Origin of the sequence: Streptomyces bambusae (genome assembly GCF_019400985.1) — a bacterium.
GTDB classification, from domain to species: domain Bacteria; phylum Actinomycetota; class Actinomycetes; order Streptomycetales; family Streptomycetaceae; genus Streptomyces; species Streptomyces bambusae_A.
Genome location: NZ_WTFF01000477.1, coordinates 1 through 4174, shown reverse-complemented (window position 1 = coordinate 4174; position 4174 = coordinate 1). Strand labels below are relative to the sequence as shown.

The following is a 4174-nucleotide window of genomic DNA, read 5'->3' as shown; positions in this document are numbered from 1 at the left end:
TGTCCGGTGGGCGCGGATAGGGGAAAAAGAGACAGCCCCACGCCCCCGCCCCCGCCCCCGCCGAGGAGTACGCCGAGGACGCGGCGCCCGCGCCCGCCTCCGCGCCCGCCTCCGCACTCGGCGAGCGCCTCGCGGCCCTGCCCGCCGAGGCGCAGGAGCAGGCCGTACGCGACCTGCTGCGCGCCGACATCGCCGCCGTCCTCGGGCACGACGACGCCTCCGGCATCGACCTGCGCGACACCTTCCACGAGCTCGGCTTCGACTCCTGGACCGCCGTCGAACTGCGCGACCGCCTGGGCCGCAGCACGGGCCTCGCGCTGCCCAGCAGCCTGCTGTTCGACTACCCGACGCCGGTCCTGCTCGCCGCCCACCTGCGCGAGAGCGCCCAGGGCGGCGCCGCCGGCAGGGCGGCCACCGCCCAGCGCGCCGCCGGCTCCGAGGCCGACGAGCCCATCGCCATCGTCTCCATGGCCTGCCGCTTCCCCGGCGGCACCGACTCGCCCGAGGCACTGTGGGAGGTCCTCGCCGAGGGCCGCGACGTCATCGGCCCCTTCCCCACCGACCGCGGCTGGGACCTGGAGGCCCTGTACGACCCCGAGGGCCGCCCCGGCACCCACTACGTGCGCGAAGGCGGCTTCCTGCCCGGCGCCACCCACTTCGACCCGGCGTTCTTCGGCATCTCGCCGCGCGAGGCCACCGCCATGGACCCCCAGCAGCGGCTGCTGCTGGAGACCTCCTGGGAGGCCGTCGAGCGCGCCGGACTCGACCCGCTCTCCCTCAAGGGCAGCCCGACCGGCGTGTTCGTCGGCGCCACCTTCCAGGACTACGGGCCGCGCCTGCACGAGGGCACGGAGTCCACCGAGGGCTACCTGATGACCGGCAGCACGCCCAGCGTCGCCTCCGGCCGCATCGCCTACACCCTCGGCCTCGAAGGCCCCGCCGTCACCGTCGACACCGCCTGCTCGGCCTCGCTCGTCGCCCTGCACCTGGCCGCCGAGTCGCTGCGCCGCGGCGAGTGCACGCTCGCCGTCGTCGGCGGCGTCACCGTCATGCCGACGCCCGGCCTGTTCGTCGAACTCACCCGCCAGCGGGCCCTGTCCGCCGACGGCCGCTGCAAGTCCTTCTCCTCCTCGGCCGACGGCACCGGCTGGGCCGAGGGCGTGGGCGTCGTCCTGCTGGAGAAGCTCTCCGACGCCCGCGCCAACGGCCACCAGGTGCTCGCCGTCGTCCGCGGCTCCGCCGTCAACCAGGACGGTGCGAGCAACGGCCTGACCGCCCCCAACGGGCCCTCGCAGCAGCGGGTCGTCCGCCAGGCCCTGGCCAACGCCGGCCTGACGGCCCGGGACGTCGACGCCGTCGAGGCGCACGGCACCGGGACCCGCCTGGGCGACCCGATCGAGGCACACGCGCTGCTGGCGACGTACGGCCAGGACCGCGCCGACGGGCAGCCGCTGTGGCTGGGCTCGCTGAAGTCCAACATCGGCCACACCCAGCAGGCCGCCGGTGTCGCCGGCGTGATCAAGATGGTCCTCGCCCTGCGCAACGGCGTCCTGCCCAAGACCCTGCACGCCGAGGAGCGCTCCCCGCACATCGACTGGTCCGCGGGCTCCGTCGAGCTGCTCACCGAGGCCCGCCCCTGGCCCGGCGCGCAGGAGACCGGCCGGCCGCGCCGCGCCGGCGTCTCCTCCTTCGGCATCAGCGGCACCAACGCCCACGTCGTCCTGGAGGAGGCGCCGGCCGCGCCGCCGGCCGAGGCCGCCCCGGCGACCGTCGCCGGCCCGGTGCCCTGGCTGCTGTCCGCCCGTACCGAGGACGCCCTGCGCGAGACCACGGCCCGGCTGCGCGCCTACGCCGCCCAGGCGCACCCGGACGCCTCCGACGCCGCCGTCGCGGCCGCCCTCGCCGGGCACCGCTCCGCCTTCGAGCACCGTGCGGTGGTCCTGGGCTCGTCCCGCGAGGAGCTCCTGGCGGCTCTGGACGCGGCTCCGGCCGCGGCCGGCATCGCGGACGCGGGCGGCAGGACGGTGTTCGTCTTCCCCGGGCAGGGTTCGCAGTGGGCGGGCATGGCCGTGGAACTCCTCGACACCTCACCGGTGTTCGCGGCCCGGTTCGCCGAGGTCGCGGGTGCGGTCGAGGCGCACGTCGACTGGTCGGTGGAGGACGTGCTGCGGGGCGCCGGGGGCGCGCCGGAGCTGACCGCGATCGAGGTGCTCCAGCCGGTCCTGTTCACCGTGATGGTCTGCCTCGCCGCCGAGTGGGAGGCGGCCGGCGTCCGCCCGGACGCGGTGGTCGGCCACTCGCAGGGCGAGATCGCGGCGGCCGCGGTCTCGGGCGCCCTCTCCCTTCAGGACGCGGCGAAGATCGTGGTCCTGCGCTCGCAGCTGTTCGCCGACGAGCTGGTCGGCCGCGGCGCGGTCGCCTCGGTGTCCCTGCCCCGCGCCGAGGCCGAGGCGCGGCTGGCCCCGTACGGCGACGCGCTGTCCATCGCCGGGATCAACGGGCCGCGTGCCGTGACCGTCGCCGGCGAGGTCGCCCCGCTTCAGGAGCTGGTGGCGGCGCTGGAGGCCGAGGGCGTCCGCGCCAAGATCGTGCCGTCCACCGTCGCCTCGCACTGCGCGCAGGTCGACCGGCTCAAGGAACGCATCCTGGAGCTGCTCGCCTTCGTGGAGCCGCGCAAGGGCTCGGTCCCGCTCTACTCGACCGTCACCGGCGCGGTGCTGGAAGGCCCCGAGCTGGACGCGGCGTACTGGTACGAGAACTGCCGGCAGCCGGTGTCCTTCGAGCCGGTCGTGCGTGCGCTGCTCGCCGACGGCTTCCGGGCGTTCGTCGAGTCCAGCGCGCACCCCGTGCTGGTGTACGGGCTGCTGGAGACCGCCGAGGACGCGGGCGTCGACATCCTGGCGACCGGCACTCTGCGCCGCGAGGAGGGCGGACTCGCCCGCCTGCGGGCCTCGTTCGCCGCCGCCTGGACCCGCGGCGTGACCGTCGACTGGGGCACGGTCGTCACCGGATCCGGCGCCGCCGCGGCCACCACCCTGCCCACCTACCCCTTCCAGCGGCAGCGGCACTGGCTCGACGCCCCCGCCGCGGGGGCCGCCGACGTCTCCGCGGCCGGTCTGGCCGAGGCCGGGCACCCGCTGCTGGGCGCGGCCGTGCCGGTCGCCGACGGCGACCAGTACCTGCTCACCGGGCGGCTCTCCCTGCACAGCCACCCGTGGCTCGCCGACCACGGCGCCCTGGACACGGTCCTGCTGCCCGGTACCGCCTTCGTCGAGATCGCCGTCCGCGCCGGCGACGAGGCCGGCTGCGGGCACCTGGAGGAGCTCACCCTCGAAGCGCCGCTGGTGCTCCCCGCCCGCGGCGGCGTCCAGGTCCAGGCCGTCGTCGGCGCCCCCGACGGCGCCGGGCGCCGGTCCGTCGCCGTCCACGCCCGCCCCGAGGACGGCGGCCCCGACACCCCCTGGACCCGGCACGCGACCGGCTTCCTGACCACCGCCGCGGCCGCGCCGGGCTCGGGCAAGGACCTGTCGGTGTGGCCGCCGGCGGGCGCCGAGCCGGTCGACGTGGCGGACTTCTACGAGCGTGCGGCCGCGGCCGGTTACGCGTACGGGCCCGCCTTCCAGGGGCTGAAGGCCGCCTGGCGGGCCGGGGACGAGGTCTACGCCGAGGTCGCCCTGGCCACGGCGCAGCGGGAGGAGGCCGCCGCCTTCGGGCTGCACCCCGCCCTCCTGGACGCCGCCCTGCACGCCACGCTGCTCGGCGACGAGATCACCGGCGTCGAGCTGCCGTTCGCCTGGAGCGGCGTCACCCTGCACGCCACCGGCGCCCCCGCCCTGCGCGTGCGGATCGCCCCCGGCCCCGCCGGGGAACTCGCCGTCGACCTCGCCGACCCCGCCGGCCGCCCGGTCGCCACCGTCGAGGCGCTCAGCCTCCTGCCCGTCGACCCGGCCCGCCTCACCGCGAACGGGAACGACCTCGCCGCCCTGCACCGCGTCGGCTGGTCCCCGGTCCCGCTGCCCGGCCCGGCCCCCGCCGGCGAAGGAGCCGTACTCGGCGGCGACCGCTTCCCCGACCTCGCCGCGCTGACGGCCGCGCTCGACGCGGGCGCCCCCGCACCCGCGTACGTCCTGCTGCCCGTCGCGGCCCCCCGCGACGACGCCCCCCGCGACGACGC

Annotated in this window: 3 protein-coding genes and 1 pseudogene; 2 read left to right on the top strand and 2 right to left on the bottom strand. The window is 77.1% G+C overall.

Features of this window, described 5'->3' with window-relative positions:
- Nucleotides 1–248, bottom strand: a 248-nt coding sequence (locus tag GPJ59_RS38175) for a hypothetical protein (protein WP_258025346.1), incomplete at its 3' end; no start/stop codon positions are given.
- On the opposite strand from GPJ59_RS38175, the pseudogene GPJ59_RS38170 reads away from it, so the two are divergent.
- Nucleotides 189–314, top strand: a pseudogene (locus tag GPJ59_RS38170) (acyl carrier protein); the annotation flags it as partial. The gene GPJ59_RS38175 and the pseudogene GPJ59_RS38170 sit on opposite strands and share 60 nt — an antisense overlap.
- 26 nt (nucleotides 315–340) lie before the next feature.
- On the opposite strand, the gene GPJ59_RS38165 reads toward GPJ59_RS38170, so the two are convergent.
- Nucleotides 341–469 (bottom strand): hypothetical protein, encoded by a 129-nt coding sequence (locus tag GPJ59_RS38165; protein ID WP_258025345.1) that lies wholly within the window; start codon nucleotides 467–469, stop codon nucleotides 341–343.
- Between GPJ59_RS38165 and GPJ59_RS34285 the strand changes: the two genes are divergently transcribed.
- The coding region (locus GPJ59_RS34285; RefSeq protein WP_258025344.1) for a type I polyketide synthase at nucleotides 468–4174 on the top strand (3707 nt) is incomplete at its 3' end. The genes GPJ59_RS38165 and GPJ59_RS34285 overlap by 2 nt on opposite strands.